This window comes from Faecalibacterium langellae (assembly GCF_002549775.1).
Classification (GTDB): Bacteria; Bacillota; Clostridia; order Oscillospirales; family Ruminococcaceae; genus Faecalibacterium; species Faecalibacterium langellae.
Genome location: NZ_NMTR01000038.1, coordinates 1 through 1,467 on the forward strand (window position 1 = coordinate 1; position 1,467 = coordinate 1,467).

A 1,467-nucleotide genomic window follows, 5' to 3' on the forward strand; every position below is an offset into this window, starting at 1 on the left:
TTTTTCTATACCATTAGTCGTTACTCAAATCCTCTTGGATTGAGCTACACTGCTAGTGAAAAAGAAAAGGTGGCTCAACTTGCCAAACAGTATAATGTCTATATCGTCGAGGACGATTATATGGGTGACTTTAGCGATAGTAAAAATCTACCAATTCACTACTATGATACCCAAAATCAGACCATCTATATCAAATCTTTTTCCATGGCACTTTTTCCAGGTTTACGACTAGGTAGCCTCGTCTTACCACCAAACCTTAAGACTACCTTTTTGTCCCACAAAGGACTTATTGACTATGATACCAACCTCATCATGCAAAAAGCACTTTCAATTTATCTTGATAATGGTATGTTCAAAAAAAATATTAAAAAACTTAAAGACCTTTTTCAACAAAACATGGCTAAAAGTCAGGAAACTATCGAGAAAGCTAAGGTTTCCATTCCCTATCAGATTTCTCCTAGACACATTACCTGGAAGCTTCCAAAAGGGGTCTCATTAGAGAATTTCAAAGCTCAGAAACAAATTCGCTTTTTAGAAACATCCTTTATAAGACCAACTTCTGAGACTTATATGCAAATAGGACATGGAAAAGAACTGAAGACTTTTTTAAAACTTTTGAAAATGATAGACTAAAAACTCAAACATACAAAAAAGCCATCAAAGCAATGGCTTTTTATTATTTAGTCTGTTCAAAGCGTAGGTGTACGATTACTTTGTCACCATAACCGTTACGCTCCAAATCTCGTTGTAAACGGTATGAAATATAATGCTCGGCGATATTGATGAAACCAGCTTCCATAAGACGATTTTCAACCAATGATTGAATCATGTTAATGGTTGGACGTTCCACTTGAGCATCTTGTAGATCAAGTGCTACTTTTTTAGTGACTTGAGCAAGGTTTTGTCGCCAAGAATCATCAAGAACATACACAGTCTGTGCTGCTTTTAAGATGGCTTGGTAGATTTTATCAGGATCAAATTCAGCAACTTGACCATTACGTTTAATAATTTGCATGGCTAGCCTCTTTTCAGGTTTTTTCTTTTATTATGCAGAGAATTTACATATTTGTCAAGTGTCAATCACTGAAAGAGCTATTCGGACTGATTATTCCAAGAATTTAGAAATGTAAAGTGGTTTGCCATGTTTATCAAAGGATAGAGTTGAGGAATAGGACATTGACTGATTATGTCGAATATGATTAGCAATTCTCTTGTCACCGTTTATCAGATTCATGTCATAAATCTGTCCGTCAGAATCAATAAAGACAGCATCAATCCTAGTACTACTCGATTTTGACCCAAGATAACGAATATCTATTTTGTCCACTTGACTATAAATAGTTTTAAGTCCTCTATAATCTTTGTAAACAGTGACGGTAGCCAAAACATTCCCACCCAAAACATAGGTCATTCCGAAAACAAAGAGATAAACTATTGGTAGGACTAGCAAAGATAATTTACTTTTTT

At 35.0% G+C, this 1,467-nt stretch carries 3 protein-coding genes; 1 reads left to right on the plus strand and 2 read right to left on the minus strand.

Annotation, left to right across the window (positions count from 1 at the left end; all coding sequences use genetic code 11):
- Nucleotides 1-633 (plus strand): aminotransferase class I/II-fold pyridoxal phosphate-dependent enzyme (locus tag CGS49_RS13445; protein WP_143405879.1); only part of this gene is annotated, 633 nt, incomplete at its 5' end.
- Nucleotides 634-676: 43 nt separating this feature from the next.
- Here the strand turns inward: CGS49_RS13445 and CGS49_RS13450 are convergent.
- Nucleotides 677-1,015 carry an ATP cone domain-containing protein gene (locus CGS49_RS13450; RefSeq protein WP_014608455.1) on the minus strand — a complete coding sequence of 113 codons (339 nt, stop codon included), beginning with the start codon at nucleotides 1,013-1,015 and terminating at the stop codon, nucleotides 677-679.
- Nucleotides 1,016-1,105: 90 nt separating this feature from the next.
- Nucleotides 1,106-1,467, minus strand: a 362-nt coding sequence (locus CGS49_RS14325; RefSeq protein ID WP_207653411.1) for a hypothetical protein, incomplete at its 5' end; no start/stop codon positions are given.